Raw genomic sequence first — 24,136 nt, forward strand, 5'->3', positions numbered from 1 at the left:
GCCGATTCCTGTCTGTGACCGATCCGTTCCGGCCTGCCGCGATGCGTGCGGCAGAAGCTGCGGCAACTGCAGAGCGCGCGGCACCGACGCGGGGCGCACCGGGTGCCATCGCAGAACCTGTCCAGCGGGACCACCGCCTCCAGTACCGCCACCCCGTCCTCGCCCCCGGGATGCCGTGTTGCCGGACCGGCAACAGAAGTGGCGTGACCGGGACGCGATCGGCGACGGTGAGCCCGTGACCGACAACATCGCAGCAGGATCGCCAGCGCTCGACACCACCTCGCAGGCCGACGGATACGTCGGCGACCCAGCGGTGCGGGCGGAGTGGGACAACAGGTACGCCGACCGACAACAGCTGTGGAGCGGCCGGCCCAACGGTGCGCTCGTGGCCGAGGTGGCCGGGCTCACCCCCGGGCGGGTGCTCGACGTCGGCTGCGGCGAGGGCGCGGACGCCATCTGGCTCGCACGCCATGGCTGGGACGTGACCGCGCTCGAGGTCTCGGGCGTGGCGCTGGAGCGGGCGGCCGGGCACGCGCAGGACGCCGGGGTCGCCGTTCGCTGGGTGCACGCCGCACTGACGCACGCGGCGCTCCCGCCGGCCCCCTTCGACCTGGTCTCCGCGCAGTACCCGGCCCTGCAGCGCACCCCCGACGCCGCGGCCGAGCGAGCGCTGCTCGCAGCCGTCGCGCCCGGCGGCGTACTGCTGCTGGTCCACCACGCGGGGATGGAGAGTCGGCAGGCGGACGACAGCGGCTTCGACCCGGCTGACTACGTCTGGCCCTCGATGGTCGCCGCACTGCTCGACGACGACTGGGAGGTGGAGGTGGACGAGCAGCGGCCACGCGTGGCACCCGACGGCGGTGCCGGCGCGCACCACACCGACGACCTGGTGCTGCGCGCGCGCCGACTGCGCTGAGCCTCTCCGCTCGCACCGCCTGGTTGCCGTGGTCGCGGCCGCGACTCCTACCGGCGTCGCGGCCGTGACCAGCCCACTCGTGCCGGCCCGAGGCTGACGACCTCAGCTGTTGTAGATCTCGGTGAGGCGGACGATGCGGTTTTGCGAATCGGTCGCATAGGTGAAGACCGCCGGAGCACCGTGATGGGCGCCGATCCAGTCCAGCAACTCCTGCAAGGAAATCACGCGACCGCTCGTTCCCGTGGTCACCGGGGCGGTGGCGAGGATCTGCGCATCCTCGCGGATGACGAGCTCCTGGTTCGACCCGGTGGGAACGAACACGGCGGCGTCCGGGTTGGCCGGGTCATCGCAGACGTAGTGACCACCGCGAACCACCAGTTCCACGGTGTCCGCCGCGGTGTCGTGCCCGTTGAGAGCCACGTACCGGGTAGCACGCGGCCGCCCCGGACACGTCCCGGCGGCGACCGCGGCGCCAGAGCCCGCAGCTCCGGCGGGAGCCGACGCCGAAGGGGTACTCGGCCCGGGACCGGGCGTTGCCGTACCGTCCGAACTGCTCGCGGTCGGGCTGGGGCTGCTGCTCGACACACTGGACCCGCCAGGGCTCGTGCCCGTCGCCGAGCAACTACTCAGTGCCGCGATTCCCACGATGGTGCCAAGGGCAAGCGCAAGGGTCCGACGGTTCACAGTTCCTCCTGGGCCAGGTCCGGACGAGTTGACTCGTTGCGCGGGTGTGGTGACCCGGTGATCATCACGAGCACCCCCCAAGACGCCAAGTGCCACGGCCCGGTTGCCGTGCACGGTCAGATTTTTCGCGGCCGGCCACCCGGCCGGGGTCGGCGGCGGGTGCCGTGACCCGCCTGACGGGTCGCCTGTGACTGGGCTCACCGCGCCAGGATGGCGTGATGCCGTACCCGGAGAGGTGGGCTGTCCCTGCGTCAATTCGGCCCGCGCAGTTCCGCATCGGTGGCTGTGAGCCGCACCGATCGCCTGCACTCGCTGGTCGAGGAGCTTCGAGCGGTGGAGCCGCGGCCGCGCAGTGCTCCGTGGCTGGCGCGGCGGTTTGAGGTCAGCTGTGCACCGTGGAGCGGCATCTTGAGACGTTGTGGCGTCCGGCCTGCTGATCCGCAGTGACGCCGGTCGGGCCGGGGGATACAGCCTGGACCGGGACCGCACGCTGCCGCCCGTGACGCTCAGTGCCGCAGGGGTTGTCGACATGGCGGCGGCCGGCCACCAGCAGGTCGGCGCCGGATGTGGCTCGCACCACGGTACCGGCGGGGCCCGTCGGTACGATCTCCGGAATCTCAACCGTGGCCTATCCCTTGGACCTCAGCGCGTCGACCAATACGCGCCCCTCCCCGGAACCGGACCGCAGCAGTAGCGCGGCAGTACGGTGCAGCTCCTCCCAGGTGTGCGGCCGACCGATCTTGAACGCGTCATCGACAATGCCCATGGCCTGCTCCAGCGCCATGCCCGCCTCGCCCGCGCCCGCGTAGGCGCGGGCCAGACAGGACCCGTACCAGGCCCGGTCACGCCGGTAGGACGACGCGAGCCCGGCAAGCCCGGCCGACAGGTTCTCTGTCGCGCGACCCCACTGCCCCAGGTGCAGCTCAGCCATACCCCGCTGCGCCGCGAACCACGACTCGCCGTAGAAGTAGAGCCAGGGCGGCACGTCGGTCGCCGACATGATGATCTGCTGTGCCTCGTCCAGGTGGCGGTACGCGTGCGCACTGTCGCCGAGGAGCGCGTAGCCGCGGCCGGTCATCTGCGTGGCCATCCCCTGCGTCATCCGCGACGCGCCTGCCGTGGCTACCGCAGCTTCACCCAGTCGTACACAGCGGCGGCCGTTCTCCTGCGACCACGCCAGGTGGGCCTTCATGCTCATCGTGGTCGCCGCCATGTCCGGGTGGCCCGACTCCATCGCCCAGTCGTACGACCGGTCGAACCAGCCCAGAGCCGCAGGGGCGTTGTCCTGGTCCTGCGCCATCCACGCGAGGAACTGCGCGTACTCGGCGAGCAGCCGCACCAAGCGGTCGGCGATAGGCCCCCGTGCCTGGTCGTAGAGCCCCACCACGGCTTCGAACTGGGCCAGCACGACGCCGTTCATGATCCGTGATCCCAGGGTGTCTTCCGCCTGGCGGTGTTCGGCGAGCAGGTGCTCCATCGTCTCCAGCGACGACGTGTCCAGCCGTACTGATCCTTGACCGACCCTCGCCAGGCGTTCGATCTCCACCGCCACGCCGGGGACCACCAGCGACGGCAGCGGCATTTCCTTCACTGGACCGCCGGCCACCAGCTCCAGCGGAACGCCCAGGCCCTCGATGATCCGCTGTCGCACCTCGACGGAGGTCACGCTGCGACGCCCGTTGACGATCGCTGAGATGTCCGGCTGCGCCAGGCCCACCAGCGCGCCCATCCTGCTCTGCGTACTGCGGGTGAGCTTCGCCCACAGCCGCAACACCGTTGGCCAGTCCTGGGCGCCCACGGCGGCCCGCAGCGCTGGATGTGCCCATACCCCCAACTCTGGATCCATCTCTGCAATATAGGGCGGGCCTATAGGACGCGGCAGTAGATCTGTGCACGTACCGGCCGCATCGTGGTAGTTCCACGACGCAGGGAGACGGCAACGATGGTGACGCCCACGGCACCGCACCGCACCGACGACACGGAGGTCTACACCAGGACCGGCCCCGACGGGCACCTCACCGTGTTCGTCTGCGACGCCGGCCGGGCCGCGCGCCGACGATCCGTGCTTGCCCAACTCGCCGAGGGCAGCCGCCGCACCCGGATGCGAAGGGGCGGCCGACGTGATGACCGGTGACCGTCCCGCCCACGCGATGACCGTGGTGGTGAAAGCCCAGGACGAGGCCGGCACGTGGACTGAGGTGATGCGCGAGGAGACCAACGGGGTTTCCTACGTCCCCGTCTCGGCAAGCTGGCCGCTCTGCACCTGCGACTCGCGCACCTGCCCCGACCGGCTTCGGCGGTAGCCCGCAGACCCCTTCCCGCTACGTGATCTCCACGGCCGGGAAGGAAGCGACGGCCTGCCGTACCCGTGAACGAATCGGCCGCCGCATCATCCGCTCTCGACGAAGGAGAAACACATGCTCGCTCTGACCGACCGCGTACCCACGCTGAACCTGGAAGTGTCCCAGGAGCCCTCCGGCCCGGAGGCCACCCGGCCCTTCGGGCTCACCGTCCTGACCCCCCTGGTCCGGGTCGGTCCCCGACCCACCGTCACCGTCGACCCCGACACGCAGCTGTCCGTGCTGGACGGCCTGACCGTCATCGACGACTTGCCGACGGCGATGGCGAACTCGTCCTGCAACACCGAGTCCGACGGCAAGGACGCCATCGCGATCGACTCCGACGCGAACGACGACTGAGGATGATGACTGGTACCAACGGCGACACGCGGGGCGCCTCGCCCCGCGTGCTCGTCGTTACCCACGACCTGGACCCCACGGCGGACTACGTCCTGCGCGAGCTGAACCAGCGCCAGGTGCCCTTCTGGCGCATGGACCTCGCCGACTTCCCCCAGCAGGCTGCCCTCACCACCACCCTGACCCCGGGTGGCCAGTGGCTGGGCACCCTGGCCGGTCCCCTGCGCGGCCTCGACTTGTCCGACCTGCGGGCAGTGTGGTGGCGCAAGCCCACCGCCTTTCGCTGGGCGGCCACCATGGGCGCTTCCGAACAGCGGTTCGCCACCTCACAGGCCAAGCGCTCCATCATCGGGGTTCTGGGCTCCCTGTCGCGTGTGCTGTGGGTCAACCGGCCCGAGCGCAACGCGGACTGCACCAAGCCCGCGCAGCTCACCGCAGCGGCCGAAGCCGGTCTCGCCGTCCCGCCGACCCTGATCACCAACGACCCGCAGGCAGTGCGACCCTTCGCCGAATCCTGCGGCGGCCGGATCATCACCAAGGTTCTCGGGGGCATCATCCATACCGAGGACGGGAAGCGCGGCCAGCTCTACACCAGCCGCGTCCAGCCCGAGCAGTGGGACGATCCGCGCATCGCGTTGACCGCTCACCTGTTTCAGCGCGAGATCAGCGACAAAGTGTTCGAGGTGCGGGTCACCTGCGTTGCCGGGGAACTGTTCGCCGCCCGTATCGACGCCTCCGAAGGGCCTGGCCGCCTGGACTGGCGCACCGACTCCGCGAACCTGCGCTATACCGAGATCGAGCTTCCGCTGACGCTCCGTGCGGGAATCCTGGACATGCTCTACCGCCTCGGCCTGGTCTATGCAGCTATCGACCTGATCGTTGACACCGCCGGAACGTACTGGCTGATCGACGTCAACGCCGGCGGCCAGTGGGCCTTCATCGACTGCACCCGCACCGCGATCACACAAGCACTCGCCGACCTGCTGGAGAAAGCCGCCGTCCATGACTGACGACCTCCTGGACCTCGACGCCGCCACCCTGCGCAGCAGGCTCGTCGCCGCCTTGGCCGATGATGGAAACCTCACCGAAGAGGTGTGGCGAGCCGCTTTCGAGGACGTGCCCCGCCACGTGTTCGTTCCCTATTTCTACCGCCCCGGCCCCGAGGGGCAGCGCAGGATCAGCAGCGACGATCCGGATCAGCGCAAGGAATGGATCACCGCCGTCTACGAAGACCGGGCGCTGGTTACGCACCTGATCGACGGCAACACCGCATCCGCGTCCTCTCAGCCCTCCGTCATGGCCGCCATGCTCCAGGCCCTGGAGGTCAAGGACGGGATGAACGTGCTGGAGATCGGCACCGGCACCGGATACAACGCCGCCCTCCTGGCCCACCGCTTGGGCGACGCCAACGTGACCACCGTGGACGTGGACGAGGAGATCGTCACGGCCGCCGAACAGCGGCTGTCCCGCGCGGGCTATTGGCCTGCGGTGATCACCGCCGACGGCGCGAGCCTGCGCCCGACCCCAGGTCGATTCGACCGGATCATCGCGACCTGCCAGATCCCCCGAATCCCGGTGGACTGGTTCGGTGACCTCTCCGACAACGGATTTATCCTCGCCCCCATCGGTGCCGGCGTGGCACGCATCCACCGTACGACCGCCACCACCGGAAGCGGGCGTTTCCTGCCCGGCGCCGCCTTCTTCATGCCCCTGCGCGCCCGGGGCGACAGCGGAATCGTGCGGCGCCCCGCACTGCCCGACACTCCTGCACGCACCACCGACCTGCCCGTGGAGACGATCGCCGACAACGCCTTTCGCTTCGTGGCAAGCCTCGCCGTCCCTGGAATCACCTGGCAGTACGACCTTGACGACGCCGGAAAGCCCGTCTCGGCCCGGCTGTGGACCGCAGACGGCTCGATCGCCGACGTCCGGGCTGACGGCACCGTGGCCGAGGGCGGCCGGCTTCCGCCCTGGTCTGCGCTGGAGAACGCCCACCGCTTCTTTGTCGGCCACGAGCGCCCCGCCAGGGACCGCTTCGGCCTGACCGTGGATCAGGACGGACAGCGCCCCTGGCTCGACACCCCCGACAACCTGTTCTGACCGAGCCCCGTGCGCCCGCCAGATACCAGGGCCGACCCCCGATATCCGGTGGCCGGGGCCGTACCGGGTGTGCGACGGTGACGCCGTCGTGCGTCCGGTGGCCGAGGGGGAGTCTTGCCTGCACCGTCAGGGTTCAGCTACGAGGAACGGCCTGACGGGACTGTGGTCGTCACTCACGGGTCCCGGGTGGCTGCCCGGCTGCGCGGGGCACGGGCGCAGGAGTTCCTGGGGGAGGCTCAAAGCGGCGACCCGCAGCTCGTCATGGCTCGCTGGACCGGCAACTACAAGCACGGCAACGAACGAGCCGCCAAGCGTCACCCCCGCAACAGCTGATCTTCGGCAGGCCGTTGGCTTCGGTTCGGTGGGGGAACTCGGAAGCACCGGTCGATCCGCTGCAGCGAACCCCTCACCGAAGCCGGTCCGGCCGGATCGGTCGGGACGGTCGGGCTGGTCCTCAACCTGAGGTCAGTCAGTACGCCGGAAACGCGGCGATGGCGACCCTCGGGATGGAGGGGAACGCGGATCGGCGCCCGGTCGGTCGAGGGAGTAGACGAGGGTGCGGCTGAGGTCGCGGGTGGCGAAGATGCCGCTGGTGGTGCCGGGGCGCGAACCGGACCGGCATCGCCCGTGACAAGCCGAACGCGAGCAATCCACAGATCTTGACAACAGCTCTCGGCGAAATGGGCCTGCGAACATCCCTCGCAGGCCCACCCGCCGTTCGCTGCTGCGGCGCTGACCACCAGTTGACCCACAGGTCGGAGTCGTCGGTGATGGCGAAGACGTACGGGCGCTGGACCGCGCTCGGGTTGTCCTGCATCGTGACGGCGCGGACCGACTCCAGGACGACGCGGGCAGGGGTGTGCTGAGGCGAAGGGTGCTCGGGGGTCCGGCGCCGCGGACATGGGCGCCGGGACACGGGGGCAGGGTCCGGCCGGAGGCCCGCACTATTGCGTGTACGGACCTACTCTGGCATCGCACACGTTCCCTGTCACCGTTACGGCAGCGGGAAACGCGGAGCACGGGCTCCGGCCAACATCCCCCGCGAAACGGCGTCCCTCGCGCCGCCACCGGCGGTGGCGGCGGCGCGGAGGTGCCTGACGACTTTGCTCGGGTCAGGCTTCCGGCGCCTGGCTGGTTCCGATGAGGAGGGCACGCCCGAGGGTGTGCTGAATCATCAGGATGTTGAGCATGGCGAGGCCGGCGCCGTCCGGGACGTCGAGAGTCGGGACGCCGAGGGCGGTGACGCAGATGTGCAGGCGGTGTGTGCCGGTGCCGGCTGGCGGGTTGACGCCCGAGTAGCCGAGCCGGCCGAGGTCGTTCCGAAGCGGCGTGCCCGGTCCGCCGCCGTCCGGCCTGCCCGCGTCCCGGGGGAGGCCCGGCAGGGACGCGGGGATGTCCTTCACGGCCCAGTGCCACAGGCCGCCCGGGATCGGGGCATCGGCGTCGAAGGCGGTCACCACGAGGCTGCGGGTGCCCTCGGGGAGGTCCGCCCATGCCAGCTCCGGTGATTCGTTCGCGCCGTCCTCGGTGTTGTAGGCCGAGATCGGCAGGCTTCCGCCGTCCGGGAAGTCGCTGCTGGTGATCGTGAATATCGGTGCGGGCACCGCGAGTTCGTAGGGGTGGTAGGACACGGGAGGTCTCCTCTGCGCGAAAATGTACAGCGGCGCTGTATAAAAAAATGTACAGCGGTGCTGTACATTGGGCAAGTGGAAGAAACCGAGCAGGCGGAAGTCGACGCCGAACTGCTGCGCGCAGCGGTCGGGGAGTTTGTTCGCTGGGCCCGCACCGGCGACGTCATGCCGGCCGGTCAGGCAGCGGTGCTGGGCCACCTGGCGCGGGCCGGCGCCCTGTCGATCACCGACCTGGCCGCCCGCGAAGGCGTCCGCCACCAGTCCATGGCCCGCACGGTGGGATTGCTGGCGGAGCAAGGACTCGTCCTGCTGGAGGCGGACGCGATCGACCGCCGCAGAGTCCTGGTGCACGTCACCGATGAAGGGCTCGCTCGGCTGGGTGACGAGCGACGGCACCGGACCGCCGGCATCGCGGCGGCGATCCGGACCGAGCTCAACGACGAGGAGCGGGCGCTGTGTCGGCGCATCCCCGGCATCCTGGACAGGCTCAGGCGTGGCCCGTCGGACGGCGAACGCTGACGTCGTCGAGGCGCTCGCCGCAGTCCCCGATCGGGTGAATCCGTACCGCCGTGCGAATGAAGGAGTCACGGCGCTGCCGGACCGCGCGTCCGACGCGTGGAGGCTGGTGGGACGGCCCGGGGATCGGCCGGTCCCCGAGCGAGGAGTACCCGAGGTGAACGAGCAGACCGGGCAGACCGAGCAGCTGGGGCTTGGGCGATCCGGCGCCGCCGCGCCCTCGCGCCGGCGATTCCTGGCCGGCGGCGCCGCGTGCCTCGCGGCCGCTCCCGTGCTCGGTGCCGCGGGGGAGTCGTCTGCCTACGCGTCCACAGAGGACGGCCAGGACGTTCAGGAGACGAGCGGACCGATGCCCACCCCCGAGCAGGTGCTGCGCCGGCTCGTCGAGGGGAACAGGCGCTGGGTGACGGGACGGCTGACCCATCCGCACCAGACGGTGGCGCGCCGCCTGGCGGTGGCCGGGGCGCAGCACCCGCTGGCGACGGTCTTCGGCTGTATCGATTCCCGGGTACCGCCGGAAATCGTGTTCGACCTCGGGGTCGGCGATCTCTTCGTCGTGCGGACCGCGGCCCAGACCAACGACGGGCTGGTCCAGGGCGCCGTGGAGTACGGGGCCGAGGAGGCGGTGACGCCGCTCGTGGTGGTGATGGGCCATCAGCGGTGCGGAGCCGTCACGTTCGCGGTGGACGTGCTGAACAGATGCGCGACGGCGCCGGACCACCTCGAAGACGTCGTCGAGGCGCTTCGACCGGCGTACGAGGTGGCAAAGCCGATGCCCGGCGACCAGGTGGACAACACGGTGCGCGCACAGATCCGCCTCACAGTGGAGCAGTTGCGCGCGGACGCCTTCCTCCGTCCGCTGATCCACGCGCACCGGATGCATGTCGTCGGCGGCTACTACTCCCTCGACAGCGGCATCGTGGACTTCTTCGGCTCCTGAGCGCGGACGACCAGGCGGGCCCGATCGGAGCAGGGGCGCGGCCGGGCATGCCCTCGCACCCGCCCGGCCATCGACCCCGCCGTTGTGTGAGTGCGGCGGCTGCGGCAGGTCCTCCGGGGGTGAACCGGTAACCGGTCGAGGGCTCTTTTTGCGTGCCCGCAGGCCGTGCGAACGGCCCGCCAGCCGGTCGCTGACGGGCCGTCCAGGTACCGCGCGGGTGCTCAGGAGGTGCGCTCGGCCCCGGCATCGGACGGTGACTGCCGGCTGCTCCGCGCAGCGGGGACCGCGGCGGGGGTGGTGACCCGGCTCAGCGCGCTCGGCCACCAGAGGTGCCGGTCGATGTCCATGGTGAGTGAGGTGACCAGGATCGACCGGACCACCAGGGTGTCCAGCAGGACGCCCAGGCAGACCGCGAAGCCGATCTCGGCGAAGCCCACCACGGGAAGCGTCCCCAGGACGCCGAACGTGCTGGCGAGGATCAGCCCCGCGGAGGTGATCACGCCCCCGGTGGCGGCCAGCCCGGCCAGCGCGCCCCGGCGGGTGCCCCGGGTGGCGGACTCCTCGCGGACCCGGGTCATCAGGAAGATGTTGTAGTCGATGCCGAGGGCCACCAGGAACACGAAGACGAACAGCGGGAAGGAGCTGTCCTCGCCCTGGAAGTGGAACAGGTGCGTGAACGCCAGGGAGCTGACGCCCAGGGCCGAGGCGAAGGACAGCACCACCGTGGCGATCAGGAGCACCGGGGCGAGCACCGCGCGCAGCAGCAGCGCCAGGATGAGCAGGACCACCACCAGCACGATCGGGATGATGACGTAGTCGTCGTGCTTGGACGCCCGCTGGGTGTCGAGCAGCACGGCGGTGTTTCCGCCGACCTTGGCGTCCGCACCGGGCACCGCGTGCTCGGCGGCCCGGGCGCGGTCCACGGTGTCCTTGGCGGCCTGGCTGTCCGGGGCCGCGCTGAGGGTGCCGGTGACGTAGGCGTGGTCACCGATGACCTTCGGCGCGGTGGTGGCGGCGATGCCGGGCACGGTGCCGAGGACCTGCTGGACCTGGTCCCCGGCGCCCGCCGTGCTGATGACGATGACCGGGGCGCCGGTCCCGGCGGCGAAGTGCTGGGCCAGGACGGTCTGGCCGACCACCGAGTCGGGCGTGTTGGTGAACGTGCCCGCGGTGGACAGCCCGTCGGCCTTGAGGCTGAACATGCCCAGCGCCAGGGCGCCCAGGGCCAGGGTGGTGCCGATCCACACCAGCCGGGGACGGCGGCTGATGCCTCCGCCGACCCGGGCCCATACGCCGCGCTCGGTGGGTTCGGCGGTCCCGTAGGCGGGCTTGACGGGCCAGAAGATCCAGCGTCCGGTGATCACCAGAAGTGCGGGCAGCAGGGTGAGCATCGCGGCCAGGGCGACCACCACACCGATGGCGCAGACCGGACCGAGGCCGCTGGTGGAGTTCATCTGGGCGAACAGCAGGCACAGCATGCTGAGCGCGACGGTGGCGGCACTGGCCAGGATGGCCGGTCCAGCCCGGTGCATGGCCTCGGCCATCGCCTCGTGCCGGTCCTCGTGGCGGCGCAGTTCCTCCCGGTAGCGGGCCACCAGCAGCAGGGCGTAGTCCGTCCCCGCGCCGATGACCAGGACCACCAGGATGCCCGCGCTCTGGGCGTTGACGGTCAGCCCCGCGTGCTTGACGAGCAGGTAGATGACGGCCTCGGCGGCGGTCAGGGCCAGGCCGGAGGAGAGCAGCGGCAGCAGCCACAGAGTGGGGCTGCGGTAGGTGAGCAGCAGGAGCAGGATGACCACGCCCAGGGTGGCGTAGAGCAGGGTGCCGTCGATGCCGGAGAACGCCTTGCTCTGGTCGGCGCCGACGCCGCCCGGTCCGGTGATGTGGACGGTCAGTCCCTGGTCGCCGCTGGTGGCGGTCGCGCGCAGACTGTCCACGGCCGGGCCCAGGTTGTTCCAGCCGCCGGTGCTGAGGTCGACCGGGACGATGGTCTGCAGCGCCTTGCCGTCCTGCGCCGGGACCGGGCCGATGATGTGTCCCGACACGTGCGGAGCGCCTGCGAAGGCGGCGGTGTCGGCGGCGGCCTTGGCCCTGTCGGCGGCGGTGATGCCGCTGTCGCGAACGTACAGGACGACGGCCGGGGCGCTCTGCGTGGAGGAGAACTGGCCCTGGAGGTTCAGGACCTGGGTGGACTCGGCGCTTCCGGGGAGCCAACTGGAGGACTGGTTGTCCTCGGCGTTGGTGAGCTTGCCGGCCAGCGGCCCGAGGGCGAGGAGCAGGACGATCCAGACGGCGAGGACGACCCACTTGCCTCTTCGTCCGCAGGGCAGGGCGGCGAGCCGCCGGGCAGGACTCATCGGTATATCCCCCATGGCTGTATATCCCCAAAGCAACGCGATACATCGCGACTGATGCCAGTACGATGTCGCCCACGCCTCGACGGTGTCAAGCACTGCAGGTCAAGCCGATGGAACGACAGGAGCGCACGTGACCACAACCACACTGACGGTGGCCATCCTTGGACCGGGCGGTGTCGGAGGCCTGATCGGTGCGCTGCTCGCCCGTGACGGACACCGCGTCATCTGCCTGGCCGGCGAGGAGACCGCGGCCGTGCTGAGCCGGGACGGCCTGCGCATCGAGAGCACCCAGTACGGGAACTTCACCGCCGCGGTGGAGGCCGACACGCACCTGCGCGAGTCGGTGGACGCCGTGTTCGTGACGGTCAAGCAGACCGCCCTGGAGCAGGCACTCGACCGCGTGCCGGCACCTGTCGTGGGCGATGGCGTCGTGGTCCCCTTGCTCAACGGCCTCGACCACCTGGCAGTGCTCCGCGAGCGCTACCCGGCGGCCAGGGTCGTCGCCGGCACGATCAAGGTCGAGGCCACCCGTACCTCACCAGGGCGCATCGTCCATGGCAGTCCCTTCACCAACCTCGAACTGGCCGCTCCGCTCGACGAGTTCGCGAACCGGCTCCGGCATGCCGGCCTCGGGGTGGCCCTGCGTACCGACGAGACGGTCATGCTCTGGGACAAGCTCGCCTTCCTCGCCCCGTTCGCCCTGCTGACCACCCGCTACCAGACTGTCGTCGGCACCGTCCGCGGCGAGCGGCGTCCGGAACTGCTTGCCCTGCTCGACGAAATCACCGCCGTGGCACGGGCCGCCGGCGCACCCGTGACGACCGAGACCGTGCTCCGGCTCTTCGACCGCGCCCCGGCGGCGATGAAGTCCTCGATGCAGCGTGACGCCGAGGCCGGACGCCCGCTCGAACTCGGAGCCATCGGCGGGACCGTCCTGCGGGCCGGGGCCGCGCACGGCGTCCAGACCCCGATCACGGCCCGACTGGTGGCCGAGGTGGCCCGCGCGGTGGACCAGGAGCTGTGATGCGGCGGATCGACCCGTCCGACGAGAGCAACCCGGAGGCGATCGCCGTGCCGGTGAAGGCCGTCGCCCACGCACGGATGCTCAGACCAGGACCGTTCTGACGACGGGTTCGTGTTCCAGCAGCCCGGCCCGGGACAGTTCCTCGGCCACGTCGAGGGTGACCTCGGCGAGCCGGGTCAGTACGGCGGCCACCGGCGCGGAGACCTGCCCGGGGCCGGTGAGCCGGTGCAGGACCAGAGTCTCGAACGTACCCGGCACCGGTACCGGGAGGAGGGTCAGCCCCGGGGTGCGCGAGGCGACCGACCCGGGCAGTACGACCGCGCCCAGCCCGGCGCGGACCATCGCCGCCACCGCGGACCAGTTGGTCGCCTGATGGGCGGTCGGCCGCTCCGGCAGCCCGAGTTCGGCGGCCAGCCGGGCGTGGGCACGGGCCCGCGCGCTGCCGTCCGGCGCCTCGATCCAGGGCACGGCCGCCAGAGCGGCCGCCCCGGCCGGGGTCTCGCCCCAGACGCTGGGCACGCCGACCCGGTACTGCTCCTGGGCGAGGACCTTCAGGCCGCAGCCCGGCGGTGGGGATGGCCGGTGCTCCTGGTCACCGGTGATCAGGAGCACATCCAGTGCGCCCTGGCGCAGTGCCCGTAGCCCGTCGGCGGTGGATGTCTCGCGCAACTGCGGTCGCAGCGCCGGGTATCGCTCGGCAAGCGACGCGGTCGCGCGGGCGACCAGGGTGGTGAGCACGGCCAGCACCGAACCGATCGACACCGGCCCCTGGACACCCGCCGTGCCGGTACGGGTCAGCTCCCGCTCCGCGCCGCACAGTTCCTCGGCGATCCTGCCGCCGTGTGCGGCCAGTGCCAGGCCGGTGCGCGTGAGTTCGGCCCGACCGTCGGCCCGGTCGAGCAGCGGCGCCCCGGCCTCCTGCTCCAACCGGCGCACCGTCTGGGAGACGGCCGACGGGCTGATGCCGAGCAGCCGCGCGGCGGCGGCGATCCCACCGGCCTGATGAACGGTGTGCAGCACGACGAGCCGCCTGGGCTCCAGATCCACAACTGCTCCCTCGGCGCCGGTGGGTGGTCGGTCGGTCGAGGACAGTCCATCACGATCCGGTGGGCCGCTCGACGGCGTCCCTGACCTTCCGCATCAGCGGGGCGACCACGCCGGCCGGAGTGTTGGTCAGAAAGTCGCCGCTGCCGCTGCTCGGGTAGTACGTGACCAGGCCGAAGGTGGTCCGGGTCAGCCACAGGCAGGAGGACGACAGGACCGCCAGGCTGCCGGACTGGACCATGGTCTCCTGGCAGCCGGCCTGCCCGCCGTGGTCGCCGGCCGACGTCGGCTGCCAGTCCTGGGTGATCCGGTCGCCGGTCCCGTCCTGCCGCGTGGCCGGCACCTGGGCCAGCCGGTCGAGCGCTGACGGGTCGTAACCGGAGCCGTTGAAGCCGGCGAAGACGAGATAGCCGCCCTGAGCGGGATCGTCGTAGACCGCCTCGACCGTACTGCCGGTGATGCCCAGTTCCCCGGCGGTCCGGTCGAGCGCCTGGGTCAGCGTCGCGACCTTCTCGGCGGACGGCTGGAACCGGGCCAGGCCCGCCGCCGACCCGGGCGCGGTCAGCGTCCAGCCGTTGCCGGCGCCGTGTCCGGTACCCGCGTCCGAGGCCGTGGATCCGCCGGTGGCGGCGGCCGTGGCGGCAGTGGTGGAGGTGGTCCGGGCGGCCGCCGTGGGCTGCGCGGTGGTCGTCCCGCCACAGCCGGTCGCCGCCGCGCTCAGAACGACGCTCAGAACGAGCAGGGCTGCCGGCGCGGTGATCTGCTTGGGCATGACGACTCCAGGACAGGGGGAGGGGAGGGGCGGTCCGCTCCACTGTGCCGACCGTCCCCGGCGCGAGGAAGCAAGCTCCGCTTCAACCGGGTAGAAAGCTCTGCTTCACGCGGTGGCATCACGGCCATGCGCTGAACTCCGCCGACTTCCAGCGCGGCGGCTTCGACGCCGACGACGCGCGGCGGGTCATCGCGATGCTGGAACCGCTCGGGGTCGACCTGGTCGAGATCTCGGGCGGCAGCTACGAGAGTCCGGCGATGTCGGGCCGGCCGGCCGACGCGCGCACGGTGGCGCGTGAGGCGTACTTCCTGGACCTGGCGGCGGAGTTGGCCAGGACCAGCCCGGTCCCCTTGATGCTGACCGGAGGAATCACGCGGCACGAGACCGCCGAGCGGGTGCTGGCCGGCGGCGTCTCCGTCGTCGGCGTCGGCACCGCCCTCGCCGTCACGCCGGACCTCCCGGACCGTTGGCGCGCGGGTGAGCAGGCGGCGGGCCGGCTCAGGCCCGTGACCTGGTCGGACAAGACGCTCGCCGCCGCCGCCGGCATGGCGCTGGTCCGGCACCAGATGCGCCGCCTCGCCCGCGGCGGCGAACCCGCGCTCGGCACCCACCCGGCGCATGCCCTGGCCTGCGACAGCCTGGCCCAGCGCCGCGCCCTGCGGCGCTACCGCACCTGGCTGCAGACACCGGCCTGACCGCAGCGCGGCCGTGGACGCTGCCGCGCATCACGCGGGGCCCTGCAGGTGTGCCAGCAGTGCGGCCTCGGCGTCGTTGAGGTACGCGGTGAGCAGCCGCTCGGCTTCGGGGCCGTCGCCCGCGCGGAGGAGGTCCAGGATCCTGCGGTTGGCGGACAGGTAGGGTTCGTGGAATCCGCGGGTGTCCGTCATGGTGTGGAACACCAGCCGCAACTCGGCACCGATCGATCGCATGAGCTCGTCGACACGGCGACTGCCGCCGAGGGCGGTGATCGCCTGGTGGAAGCGGACATCGGCGGTACCCACCTGATCCCAGGCGCCCCGGCGCGCGGCCGCCTCGGCGTCCGAGACCGCGCATTCCGCCGCGTCGAGGCCGACGGGGGACCGGGTCACCGTGCGGACCGCGGCACACTGCAGCAGCCGACGGGCGCGGTAGATGTCGACGACGTCGGTGGCGGTGATCTCGCGGACGAAGACGCCCCGGTTCGGCCGGCGGACCAGCAGCCGTTCGTGGGCCAGGAGTTGGAAAGCCTCGCGCAGTGTGTTGCGGGAGATCCCCAGCGCGTCGGTGACCTTCTCCTCGATCAGCTGCGTGCCGGGCCGGAAATACCCGTCGGTGATGCGATCGCGCAGGATGTCGGCGACGCGCTCCGCCGTACTCGTCCGCGCCAGCCTCTCCCGGTCGGCGTCCAGGCCCGCTCCCGCGGCGGCCTCCGCCTCCCCATCCTCTGGGCGCATCCCACCCTCCTTGGCAGCGGACTGTCGTGATGTTCCGTCAGGCTATCGTCCTCTTGTGGGATTGTTCAACAATGCCTACGTTGGCTGGTGCGGGATCGCCATCGTCGACGGTGATCTGAGTGGGCATCAGACGTCTGGGGGATGGGCCGTGGGATCCGGTGTGCTGAGCCTGGTGCGAGCCGAGGGGAAGGTCGTGGCATGACGGTGCTGAAGTCTCCCCGTACCGCGCCGGGCGGGTCTCCCGCCCCGCCCGCTCGGGCCGCGTCCCGGTTACCCTCGCCTCGGCGACTGGACACCCGCACGGGACTGCGCGCCGCCGCGATCGCCATCGTGGCGCTCCTCGCCGCGGCGGGGCTGGCGACCACCCTCGGCACCGCCGCACAGGACAGTGCATTGGGACACGCGGCTACCAGAGCCGAACCCCTCGGGGTCGTCACCGAGGAGATCTACCGCGACCTGTCCGACGCCGACGCGGCAGCGGCTCAGGTGCTCCTCGCCGGACCGGAGTCGGGCACGGCGGTCCAGCAGCGCTACGACTCCGACATCCAGCGGGTCTCGTCCGGGCTGGCCGCCGTGAGCGCGGACGCCACGTCACCGAGTGCCCTGGACGCGACCGGCGAGATCATCGCCGACCTGCCCGTCTACACGAGGCTGGTCGGCACCGCGCTCGCCGACAGCCGCCAGAACCTGCCCGTCGGCGCGGCGTACCTGCGCGAGGCGTCGGCGCTGCTGCGCACGCGGTTGTTGTCCGCCGCACGTCAGGCGCACGACGCCGAGACCGCCGACCTGGACGGCGACGGCGCCGCCGCTGCGGCCGACCCGCTGGGCGAACTCGCCTTGCTCGTCGCCTGCGTCGCCGCACTCGGGCTGGTCCAGGTCTTCGCGTTCCGGCGCACCAACCGGATGGTCAACCCGGGGCTCGCGGTCGCGACGGTGCTGGTCCTGGCGCTTGCCGTGTGGACGGGTCTCGCGACGCCCGCCGAGCGGGGCGCCCTGGCCCGGGCCGCGGCGCACCGGCAGACCGCGGACGCCCTGGTCGCCACGGAGCTGGCGGCGATCCAGGCACACGGCGACGAACTGCTCGGTCTGGCCGCGCGCGGGGAGGACCTGGGCGGATACGAACGCGACTTCACCTCCACCAGCGCCTCGGTGAGCCGGCTGCTGGCCGCCGACCACGGGTCGGGGATCGCCGACGCCAGGGCCGCCCAGCAGGACTGGCTGGCCGACCACCGGAACCTGGTGGAACTGGAGACCGAGCCGCAGGCGGACAACTCCGCCAACACCCGGGCGCTGCTGCTGCTCACCAGTCCCGCCGCCGCCGGCTCGGGCGCCGTCTTCGCGCGCATGGACACCGATCTGCGCAACGCGGTGGAGACGGAGGAGAGCAGCTACCGCACCGCGCTCGGTGAGGCGCAGTCAGATCTGAGCGGCCTGGCGAGCGCCGCGGCGGTGGTCGCGGCGGTCGCCCTGGCCGGGGCCGCGGTGGGCATCAACCGGCGACTGAGGGAGTACAGGTAGACATGGGCGATGCAGTCGCGAGCGGCAGCGTGGGCATGCCGGTCCGGAGGGTCCGCGGCGTCCGGTGGGTCCTGACCGCGCTGGCAGTGGCCCTGTGTGCCGCGTCGCTGACCGCATGCGGCACGGCTCCGGCTCCGGTGCGCGCCGCGGACGGTGGCGCGGTGCCGCTGCCCCAGGGGGTGCGGACCGTGCCGCCCGGGCCTGCGGGCGGCGTCTCGGTCTCGGGCTGCGATGCCAGTCTGGCGCCGTCCGGCCCGCTGCCGCAGCCGGGTGCCATGCCGGCGGGTTCGGCGATGGAGCGGATCGAGAGGCGCGGCTATCTGATCGCCGGCGTAGACCAGGACAGCTATCTGTTCGGCTACCGCAACTCCTCCTCCGATCCGCACGCCTCGCCGCTGGTCGGCTTCGACATCGACTTCGTCCGTGAGATCGCGCAGGCGATCTTCGGTGCGCCGGACCGGGTGCGCTACCGGATCGTCACCCAGGCCGGGCGGATCCCGGCACTCCAGGACGGCTCGGTCGACCTGGTCGTCGACATGATGACCGTGGACTGCGAGCGCGCGAAGCAGATCGCCTTCAGCTCGGACTACGTCGACGCCGGCCAGCGCTTCCTGGTCGACGAGTCCTCCACCGTCCGGGGCATCGGCGACCTGGCCGGCAGGAAGGTGTGCTCCGCGACCGGCACCACCTCCATCCAGAAGCTCGCCGACCCCTCGTACCACATCGTCCCGGTGGCGGCGGTCAACTGGGCGGACTGCCTGGTCATGCTGCAGCAGCGCCAGGTCGACGCGATCTCCACGACCGACCTGCTGCTGCTCGGGCTGCAGGCGCAGGATCCCTACACCAGAATCGTCGGTCCGCAGATCACCTTCGAACGACATGGGATCGGCATGCCCATGGGGGAAGACGACCTGGTCCGCTTCGTCAACGCGGTGCTCGAACGCCTGCGCACCGACGGCACCTGGGCCGCCATCTACACCCGCTGGATCGGCACCCGGCTCGGTCCGGTCCCTCCACCGCCCCCGGCGGTCTACCAGTGACCGGCAGTCCCGGCGACCGGCCCTGAGCCGGTCACCGGGACTGAGCACGCGTCATGACGCTCTGCCCGGCCCGCCCCGGTCGTCAGCGTCGAAGGCTGCCCCGCGGAAGCAGGCCCAGGCGGCGTCGCCGCCAACGGAGGCGTCTGCCAGCCGGCACTTGGCAACACGCCCTACGACGGTTGCCGGAGTCACGAACCCGGTGACGTCGGCCAAGGGTGACCGTGCGTTCGCGTCAGGTGTACCGGCCCCCTGTTCGCCCCGGGGTGGACGCCTGCATGATGGCGGGATGGCTGACGAGGATGCGGGCGCCATTGCCCGGGGCGAGCTGTTGAGTCTGTACATCGAGGGCGTGCGTGCGCGGATGGACGAGGCGCACTTCGCTGTCTTCATCAAGGCGATGAGGGGTCTGGCGGACTTCGCCGAGTCCAAGGGGAAGCTGGGCAGAGCCGAACTGGACGACGGCGAGGAGCAGCTGAGGGGCGAGGTGATGGGCGAGGTGATGCAGGCCGCCGGGATCCTGGTCACGGGGCGGATGGACCATCAGGTCGTCGACCTGGGTGACGGGATCCGCGCGCTGGTCACCCCGGAGGAGGCGGCGGACCCGGCCGTGCTGGAGCGGATGCGGCAGCACTGCGTCGCATCCAGCAAACGTCGCCGTGAACAGGCGGACACGCTGGCGGGCATAGCCGAGGCGTCCGGCCTCCTGTAGCCGCAGGCTCTGGCGGCGGTAGCCTGACGGCGTTCCGTGACAGAGGCTCGGCGAGCACAGACCGAGCCGGGACCGGCTGCCGTGCGGGACGGGGACGAGACGCCCTCCGTCCCGGCAGGCCGGTGGCTATGCGCCGGTGACGCCGTCGGTGAGCTCGCGGACGATGTCCAGGTGGCCCGCGTGACGGGCGTACTCCTGCAGGACGTGGAACAGGATCCAGCCCAGGGTGGGCCGCGTGGTGCCGTCGTCCGGGAAGCGGCCGCCGGCCGCGGCGACGGTGGACAGCGGCGTACCCGACACGACGGCGCGGGTGTACTCGCCACCCGCGTGCAGCGCGGCCAGCAGGCCGGCGGCCGTCTCCTCCGGGCCGACGTACCAGCGGTCCGCCCGGCCACGGTCGCCCCAGGGCGCCGGGACCTGCTCGGCCCGGAAGCCCCAGCGCAGCCAGCGCTGCTCCATGTGGACGAGGTGCTTCAGCAACTCGAGCAGTGTCCACCCGGAGGGAAGCCTGCTGACGCGCAGCTCTGCGTCGGACATGCCCTCGATTTTGGTGTCGACCACGGACCGGTAGTAGTCGAGATAGTCCAGCAACAGTTCGCCGGGATCGGAAAGTTGCTGGTCCGGCTCGGGCAGGGAGGAAGTCATGGGTCCGAGTCTGCCACTGGCGCGGGGGCGGTGACCGTCCTGCAGCCGGTGCCCAACTGGTCGTGGGAGAGGAACAGCGTCGGCAGGGGGTGAATCCGTTCCGCCAGGTCGCCGTCGCGCCTCCCTGGACGCGACCGATTCCTTTCGGGGCAGCTCCGGGTCTGCATACGTGTGGGCCGGACCCTCCGGCCCCGTGGAGGGAGACCATCATGCGCAGGATCAAGGCAGGGGCGTTCGTGACGTTGGACGGCGTGGTCCAGGATCCGGGTGGCTTCGGCGAGCTCGACGCGGGCGGCTGGGCACTGGCGTACTTCGACGAGGCCGCGCGGGACCGGTCCACCGAGGCCTTGCTGGGCAGCGGAACCATGCTGCTGGGGCGGGAGACCTTCGAGGTCATCGAGAAGGCCTGGTCGGGCAATACCGGGCCCTATGCGGAGGCGATGCACGCCATTCCCAAGCTCGTCGTCTCGCGCACCCTGCGCGACCCCTTGCCGTGGAACGCCACGGCCCTCACCGGGGAAGCAGCCCTGACGGTCGCCGAGCTGAAGCGGGGCGAGGGCGGGGACATCATCATCTACGGCAGCTTCGCGCTGCTGCGGACCCTGCTGCGGGAGGGACTGGTCGACGAGCTGAACCTCGGCGTCCACCCCCTGGTCGTCGGCGAGGGCAAGCGGTTCCTCGACGGAGCCCTGCCACTCGGCCTGCGGTTCGTCTCCGCCACGCCGGGCGCGACCGGCGTCGTGACGCTCACCTACGCGCGGTAGCGTCGACCGGGATGCGAGACTTCGCCACCGACACCGAGCCCTACCGGCGCGAGCTGCTCGCGCACTGCTACCGCATGCTCGGCTCGGTGGACGACGCCGAGGACGTGGTCCAGGAGGTCTACCTACGGGCCTGGCGCTCGTACGCGGCCTTCGAGGGCCGCTCCTCGGTGCGCACCTGGCTCTACCGCATCGCCACCAACGCCTGCCTCACCGCACTCGCGCACGGCAGCCGACGCGTCCTGCCGTCCGGCCTGGGCGGACCCACGGACGATCCGCTGGCACCACCGGAGGGCGCGGACGCACGCTGGCTCCAGCCCGTCCCCGACGCGATGCTCGACCCGGCGGTGATCGTTACGGCGCAGGAGAGCCTGCGGATCGCCCTGATCGCCGCGCTGCAGGGGTTGCCGGGCCGGCAGCGTGCGGTGTTCGTGCTGCGGGAGGTGCTGGACTGGCCGGCCGCGGACGTCGCCCAGGTGATGGGCGTCAGCACGGCGGCGGTCAAGAGCCTTCTCCAGCGCGCCCGCACACAGCTCGCGCAGGAGCCGCCCGATGTCGAGGAGTCGGTCGAGCCGGGCGAGCTGGAGGGCGTGCTCGCGAGCTACATCGCGGCCGTCGAGGAGGCCGACGGCTCCGCCCTCGAGCGGCTGCTGCGCGCCGACGCCCATGTGGAGGCGACGCCCTGGCGCACCTGGTTCTCCGGCCGTGCCACCTGTGTGCCCTTCCTGATGGCGCAGGTCATCGGCGCGCCAGGCGACTGGCGGCTGCTCCCGACCGCCGCCAACGGTCGCCCCGCGGCGGTCGGTTACCACCGGGGCCAGGCCTACGGCGTCCTGGTGCTGACCGTCACGCCGACGGGCATCGCCGCTGTCCGTGCCTTCGGCGACCCGGAGCTGGTCCGGCGCTTCGGCTTTCCGGCCCAACTGTGAGCCCCGACCAGCAGCCCAGGCCGGGCACCTCCAGCCTCAACACCAACCCGTGGAGCGACATCGCCGGCCCCGTCCAGACCCGGTTGGGGTCCGACGGCGCCGTCGAGATCTACAACCACGCAGGCAGCACCCAGCTGATCGCCGACGTGTACGGCTACTTCACCGCGTCCTAGTGCGTTCCGGAGCCATCGCGAACGGAGGCGGACTGCGTTTCCGTTCTCCGGGGAGTCGGAGCGACGTCACGGGGTTGGCGCGTCGGATCCGACTTGATCACGTGGTGGCCACTGGGCCTGCCGTAGCAGTGAGACGGCCTCCAGCAGGTCCTGGGTATGGCTCAGCCGGTTCCCGCGAGGATCGCAGATCTCCCAGGAGCCGGCGGCTGGGCGGGCGCTCCCGAAGGGGCGCGGGCTGGTGATGTCGGTACGGTCGTGGAGGTGGACCGTCCCGTCGGCCGCCGCAGCCGTGTAGGTACGGCCCATGCACTTGATGACGGTGACGCGGGAGGTGACCTCGGCGATCCCCAGAATCCGGGCGGAAACGGCCTGGCGGGCACCAGGGTAGGGAGGGCGGTACTCCATCGGTGGCGTGACTTTCTGTGATATTACGGCTCCAGAGGGTAACTATACCGTCCAGTGCTACTTGCGGTCTTCCGTTTTGCCGGAGTCCGCCGCACCATTGACCCTGTACTGACAACGGCGTCGGTCTCGGGGGCGTATGGACTACCGGACTGTACTGGCCGAGGTGGCCGAGGCCGCCGGGCCGGTCGCTTCGTCGGGGAAGGTCGCCGACTACATCCCCGCCCTGGCCCGCGCGGACCCCGGAGCCTTCGGCTTCGCGCTCTGCGACATCACCGACGGCGGACGGGTCGAGGGTGTGGGGGAGTGGCAGGCCCGGTTCTCCATCCAGTCCGTCTCCAAGGTGTTCACCCTCGCACTCGTCCTCGCCGCGGACGGGGACGCGCTGTGGCAGCGCGTCGGCAAGGAACCCTCCGGCTCCCCCTTCAACTCCCTCGCGCAGCTGGAGCGTGATCAAGGGGTTCCGCGCAACCCCTTCGTCAACGCCGGAGCCCTGGTCGTCACCGACCGCCTGCAGACCCTGACCGGCGATGCCAGCGGCACCCTGCGCGACTTCCTGCGCGCCGAGACCGGCGACCACACCATCGACTTCGACCGGCACGTCGCTGCCTCGGAACGCCGCCACGGCCACCGCAACGCCGCCCTCGCCCACCTGCTCGCCGACCACGGGCGCCTCGTCAATCCCGTGCGGACCGTGCTGCACCACTACACCCGCCAGTGTTCGCTCACCATGACCTGCCAGACCCTCGCCCTGGCTGCGGCCTTCCTCGCCCGGCACGGTCTGCGCGCCGACACCACCCGGCTGCTCACCCGGAGCGAGGCCAAGCGCATCAACGCCGTCATGCTGGTCGGCGGTACCTACGACTCCGCCGGCGAGTTCGCCCACCGGGTCGGTCTCCCCGCCAAGAGCGGAGTCGGCGGCGGCATCATCGCCGTCATCCCGGGCCGTTGCAGCCTGTGCACGTGGGGGCCGGCGCTGGACGGGCACGGCAACTCCGTCGCCGGGACCGCGGCACTCGACGCCTTCACCACCCTCACGGGCTGGTCCGTCTTCTGACGGTGCCCGGGACGGTGTTCTTGCGGCAGCCGAGGCGGGCACCGCAGGGTGGCAGGGGCCCTGCCGAGGGGGAAGCGCCAGGGATCTGCCGAGCCCGTCCGACGACGAGGTCGGACGAAGCGGAGGTTCGACCCGTGGCGGACCTTATTCGGGGTCAGCCACGGCGGCGACGCCCTTCCCGGCCTGTGTCCTGCGGGCGGCCCTGCGCAGCAGCGGGTCCGCCGCCGCCATCAGGAGGGCCACCGTCACCACCGCCCCGACCGCCGCGTCGCGGCCCTCGGCCGCGAGGGATCTCGCGCCGGCGTCGGCGGCGAGAGCGGCTTCGGCCCTCTGCTGGAGCCCTGGCAGGGCGTCACGCTGACTCTGGAGCATGTCCTGTGCGGACTCGTGGAAGTTCGCGGCCACGTTTGACGAGATGTTGCACGTGTCGAGGGCCGACATGACGGAACCGCCGCACCGGGCGATGCCGTTGTCGACGTCCGATTTCGCTGCCAGGTAAGCGGATTGGGCCGCCTGTGCGGGGCCGGAGCGGCTCCCGTGCTCGACGCTGCCGACCACCCAGCAGATCAGCGCCACGATGACGGCGCACACGCTGACAATCTTGACGAGCCCGCTGAGCACCATCAAGGGGCTGATCATCCTCATGGCTCATCCGCCTTCTGCCGCCGCATCCGGTGTAACCGGGCTTGGGCATCCTAGCCCCTCTGAAACGTCTGTTCGGGGAGGTGCAAGCCTTGTCAACTCCCCACTCGGACACGCCGAGGCTCCCGGGAACAGGGCGGGCCCACC

The 24,136-nt window shown here is 71.3% G+C and carries 28 protein-coding genes; 18 read left to right on the top strand and 10 right to left on the bottom strand.

Going from position 1 to position 24,136, the window contains the following annotated elements; all coding sequences use genetic code 11:
- Positions 1–235: 235 nt before the first annotated feature.
- Positions 236–916, top strand: a complete 681-nt coding sequence (locus tag ABH925_RS28340) for a class I SAM-dependent methyltransferase (protein ID WP_370152257.1) — start codon at positions 236–238, stop codon at positions 914–916.
- Between the two features lie 102 nt (positions 917–1,018).
- Here the strand turns inward: ABH925_RS28340 and ABH925_RS28345 are convergent, their stop codons facing one another.
- Both ABH925_RS28345 and ABH925_RS28350 read right to left on the bottom strand, forming a co-directional pair.
- Positions 1,019–1,336, bottom strand: a complete 318-nt coding sequence (locus ABH925_RS28345) for a hypothetical protein (RefSeq protein WP_370152260.1) — start codon at positions 1,334–1,336, stop codon at positions 1,019–1,021.
- An 892-nt stretch (positions 1,337–2,228) separates the two neighbouring features.
- Positions 2,229–3,329: an XRE family transcriptional regulator gene (locus ABH925_RS28350; protein WP_370152264.1), complete on the bottom strand. Its 1,101-nt coding sequence runs from the start codon at positions 3,327–3,329 to the stop codon at positions 2,229–2,231.
- A gap of 213 nt (positions 3,330–3,542) precedes the next feature.
- On the opposite strand from ABH925_RS28350, the gene ABH925_RS28355 reads away from it, so the two are divergent.
- The 6 genes from ABH925_RS28355 (at position 3,543) to ABH925_RS28380 (ending at position 6,729) form a co-directional block, all read left to right on the top strand.
- Complete coding sequence (locus tag ABH925_RS28355) at positions 3,543–3,734, top strand: hypothetical protein (protein ID WP_370152267.1); 192 nt, start codon at positions 3,543–3,545, stop codon at positions 3,732–3,734.
- Positions 3,724–3,903 carry a hypothetical protein gene (locus tag ABH925_RS28360; RefSeq protein WP_370152270.1) on the top strand — a complete coding sequence of 60 codons (180 nt, stop codon included), beginning with the start codon at positions 3,724–3,726 and terminating at the stop codon, positions 3,901–3,903. Before ABH925_RS28355 ends, ABH925_RS28360 begins: the two co-directional genes overlap by 11 nt.
- A gap of 114 nt (positions 3,904–4,017) precedes the next feature.
- Complete coding sequence (gene tgmA, locus ABH925_RS28365) at positions 4,018–4,299, top strand: putative ATP-grasp-modified RiPP (RefSeq protein WP_370152273.1); 282 nt, start codon at positions 4,018–4,020, stop codon at positions 4,297–4,299.
- Positions 4,300–4,346: 47 nt separating this feature from the next.
- Positions 4,347–5,306: an MvdC/MvdD family ATP grasp protein gene (locus ABH925_RS28370; protein WP_370152277.1), complete on the top strand. Its 960-nt coding sequence runs from the start codon at positions 4,347–4,349 to the stop codon at positions 5,304–5,306.
- Positions 5,299–6,396, top strand: coding sequence for a methyltransferase domain-containing protein (locus ABH925_RS28375; protein WP_370152280.1), 1,098 nt, complete (start codon positions 5,299–5,301; stop codon positions 6,394–6,396). Before ABH925_RS28370 ends, ABH925_RS28375 begins: the two co-directional genes overlap by 8 nt.
- A gap of 114 nt (positions 6,397–6,510) precedes the next feature.
- Positions 6,511–6,729, top strand: coding sequence for a hypothetical protein (locus ABH925_RS28380; RefSeq protein WP_370152283.1), 219 nt, complete (start codon positions 6,511–6,513; stop codon positions 6,727–6,729).
- A gap of 779 nt (positions 6,730–7,508) precedes the next feature.
- Here the strand turns inward: ABH925_RS28380 and ABH925_RS28385 are convergent.
- Complete coding sequence (locus ABH925_RS28385; RefSeq protein ID WP_370152286.1) at positions 7,509–8,027, bottom strand: YbhB/YbcL family Raf kinase inhibitor-like protein; 519 nt, start codon at positions 8,025–8,027, stop codon at positions 7,509–7,511.
- Between the two features lie 75 nt (positions 8,028–8,102).
- Between ABH925_RS28385 and ABH925_RS28390 the strand changes: the two genes are divergently transcribed.
- Both ABH925_RS28390 and ABH925_RS28395 read left to right on the top strand, forming a co-directional pair.
- Complete coding sequence (locus ABH925_RS28390; RefSeq protein WP_370152289.1) at positions 8,103–8,546, top strand: MarR family winged helix-turn-helix transcriptional regulator; 444 nt, start codon at positions 8,103–8,105, stop codon at positions 8,544–8,546.
- A 154-nt stretch (positions 8,547–8,700) separates the two neighbouring features.
- Positions 8,701–9,483, top strand: coding sequence for a carbonic anhydrase (locus ABH925_RS28395; RefSeq protein ID WP_370152292.1), 783 nt, complete (start codon positions 8,701–8,703; stop codon positions 9,481–9,483).
- Between the two features lie 221 nt (positions 9,484–9,704).
- On the opposite strand, the gene ABH925_RS28400 is transcribed toward ABH925_RS28395, so the two are convergent.
- A complete protein-coding gene (locus ABH925_RS28400; protein WP_370152295.1) occupies positions 9,705–11,840 on the bottom strand; it encodes an MMPL family transporter in 2,136 nt (711 codons plus the stop codon).
- A gap of 130 nt (positions 11,841–11,970) precedes the next feature.
- Here ABH925_RS28400 and ABH925_RS28405 point away from each other — a divergent pair, with 130 nt between their 5' ends.
- On the top strand, positions 11,971–12,864 hold the full coding sequence (locus tag ABH925_RS28405; protein WP_370152298.1) for a ketopantoate reductase family protein: 894 nt from the start codon (positions 11,971–11,973) through the stop codon (positions 12,862–12,864).
- 81 nt (positions 12,865–12,945) lie between these two features.
- Here ABH925_RS28405 and ABH925_RS28410 read toward each other — a convergent pair whose 3' ends face one another.
- Both ABH925_RS28410 and ABH925_RS28415 read right to left on the bottom strand, forming a co-directional pair.
- Positions 12,946–13,911 carry a LysR family transcriptional regulator gene (locus ABH925_RS28410; RefSeq protein WP_370152303.1) on the bottom strand — a complete coding sequence of 322 codons (966 nt, stop codon included), beginning with the start codon at positions 13,909–13,911 and terminating at the stop codon, positions 12,946–12,948.
- 49 nt (positions 13,912–13,960) lie between these two features.
- Complete coding sequence (locus ABH925_RS28415) at positions 13,961–14,680, bottom strand: hypothetical protein (protein WP_370152307.1); 720 nt, start codon at positions 14,678–14,680, stop codon at positions 13,961–13,963.
- A gap of 194 nt (positions 14,681–14,874) precedes the next feature.
- Between ABH925_RS28415 and ABH925_RS28420 the strand changes: the two genes are divergently transcribed.
- Complete coding sequence (locus tag ABH925_RS28420) at positions 14,875–15,375, top strand: hypothetical protein (RefSeq protein WP_370152310.1); 501 nt, start codon at positions 14,875–14,877, stop codon at positions 15,373–15,375.
- Between the two features lie 30 nt (positions 15,376–15,405).
- Here ABH925_RS28420 and ABH925_RS28425 read toward each other — a convergent pair whose 3' ends face one another.
- The gene (locus tag ABH925_RS28425) at positions 15,406–16,113 is read right to left on the bottom strand and encodes a GntR family transcriptional regulator (protein ID WP_370152313.1); all 708 of its coding nucleotides are present in this window, start codon (positions 16,111–16,113) and stop codon (positions 15,406–15,408) included.
- A gap of 198 nt (positions 16,114–16,311) precedes the next feature.
- Here ABH925_RS28425 and ABH925_RS28430 point away from each other — a divergent pair, with 198 nt between their 5' ends.
- From ABH925_RS28430 to ABH925_RS28440, 3 genes are all read left to right on the top strand, one after another.
- Positions 16,312–17,631, top strand: a complete 1,320-nt coding sequence (locus ABH925_RS28430) for a hypothetical protein (RefSeq protein WP_370152315.1) — start codon at positions 16,312–16,314, stop codon at positions 17,629–17,631.
- 2 nt (positions 17,632–17,633) lie between these two features.
- Positions 17,634–18,671 (top strand): glutamate ABC transporter substrate-binding protein, encoded by a 1,038-nt coding sequence (locus tag ABH925_RS28435; RefSeq protein ID WP_370152318.1) that lies wholly within the window; start codon positions 17,634–17,636, stop codon positions 18,669–18,671.
- A gap of 286 nt (positions 18,672–18,957) precedes the next feature.
- Positions 18,958–19,380 (top strand): hypothetical protein, encoded by a 423-nt coding sequence (locus tag ABH925_RS28440; protein ID WP_370152321.1) that lies wholly within the window; start codon positions 18,958–18,960, stop codon positions 19,378–19,380.
- Positions 19,381–19,506: 126 nt separating this feature from the next.
- On the opposite strand, the gene ABH925_RS28445 is transcribed toward ABH925_RS28440, so the two are convergent.
- Positions 19,507–20,025: a DinB family protein gene (locus tag ABH925_RS28445; protein WP_370152324.1), complete on the bottom strand. Its 519-nt coding sequence runs from the start codon at positions 20,023–20,025 to the stop codon at positions 19,507–19,509.
- A 209-nt stretch (positions 20,026–20,234) separates the two neighbouring features.
- Between ABH925_RS28445 and ABH925_RS28450 the strand changes: the two genes are divergently transcribed.
- From ABH925_RS28450 to ABH925_RS28460, 3 genes are read left to right on the top strand one after another with little or no spacing between them, the layout of a single operon-like run.
- Complete coding sequence (locus tag ABH925_RS28450) at positions 20,235–20,789, top strand: dihydrofolate reductase family protein (protein WP_370152326.1); 555 nt, start codon at positions 20,235–20,237, stop codon at positions 20,787–20,789.
- Between the two features lie 11 nt (positions 20,790–20,800).
- Positions 20,801–21,715 carry an RNA polymerase subunit sigma-70 gene (locus tag ABH925_RS28455; protein ID WP_370152328.1) on the top strand — a complete coding sequence of 305 codons (915 nt, stop codon included), beginning with the start codon at positions 20,801–20,803 and terminating at the stop codon, positions 21,713–21,715.
- Complete coding sequence (locus ABH925_RS28460; RefSeq protein ID WP_370152331.1) at positions 21,712–21,888, top strand: hypothetical protein; 177 nt, start codon at positions 21,712–21,714, stop codon at positions 21,886–21,888. Before ABH925_RS28455 ends, ABH925_RS28460 begins: the two co-directional genes overlap by 4 nt.
- A gap of 66 nt (positions 21,889–21,954) precedes the next feature.
- Here ABH925_RS28460 and ABH925_RS28465 read toward each other — a convergent pair whose 3' ends face one another.
- The gene (locus tag ABH925_RS28465) at positions 21,955–22,293 is read right to left on the bottom strand and encodes a hypothetical protein (protein WP_370152333.1); all 339 of its coding nucleotides are present in this window, start codon (positions 22,291–22,293) and stop codon (positions 21,955–21,957) included.
- 136 nt (positions 22,294–22,429) lie between these two features.
- Between ABH925_RS28465 and ABH925_RS28470 the strand changes: the two genes are divergently transcribed.
- The gene (locus tag ABH925_RS28470; protein ID WP_370152335.1) at positions 22,430–23,347 is read left to right on the top strand and encodes a glutaminase; all 918 of its coding nucleotides are present in this window, start codon (positions 22,430–22,432) and stop codon (positions 23,345–23,347) included.
- Between the two features lie 144 nt (positions 23,348–23,491).
- On the opposite strand, the gene ABH925_RS28475 is transcribed toward ABH925_RS28470, so the two are convergent.
- Entirely contained in the window at positions 23,492–23,992 is a 501-nt protein-coding gene (locus ABH925_RS28475; RefSeq protein WP_370152338.1) for a hypothetical protein, read from the bottom strand.
- Positions 23,993–24,136 lie beyond the last annotated feature (144 nt).

This window comes from Streptacidiphilus sp. EB129 (assembly GCF_041262645.1).
Lineage (GTDB): Bacteria > Actinomycetota > Actinomycetes > Streptomycetales > Streptomycetaceae > Streptacidiphilus.